The 475-nt window shown below is 73.7% G+C and carries 1 protein-coding gene; it reads right to left on the reverse strand.

Annotation, left to right across the window (positions count from 1 at the left end):
- Positions 1 to 475: Lhr family helicase (locus tag ACF91D_RS31840; protein ID WP_392438713.1), on the reverse strand; the 475-nt coding region annotated here is incomplete at both ends.

The following is a 475-nucleotide window of genomic DNA, read 5'->3' on the forward strand; positions in this document are numbered from 1 at the left end:
GGACAGCGAACTGCGCGGCGCCGAGGTGCTCGATGAAGTAGCCGCGCCGGCAGCGGCCCATCTCCTCGAGCCGGGCGAGCACCTTGTACATCAGGCCGAAACCGCCCGGGATGCCCTCGGTGGCAACCGCCCCGCGAGTCACCACACCGTAGCGGTCCAGGAGGAGCTCCGCCTGGGCATGGGCGTGGAGCGTGGTCTCCTGCTCCACCTGCGGCAGCATGTTCCAGCGACCCGCCGCCAGGGGAGGCGTGGGCCGCTGGTACGCGCCGGCGTCGTCCGCGCCCGAGGCGAGGCGCATGGAGGAACCCGTGAGGGACTTCCCGGGTGCGCGGCCCAGGCGGCCGCTCCGGGACGTGCGCGCCCGCGCGGGGACCGGTCGCTGCTTGTGCGCGGTCTTGCCGTGGGAGAGGAGCGAGCGCACCGGCGTGAACGTGTCGTTGCTGATGCGGCCGGCCCACACGAGGTCCCAGAGGGC

It is taken from the genome of Staphylococcus sp. 231237_7MaSpsaltlick, assembly GCF_043107035.1.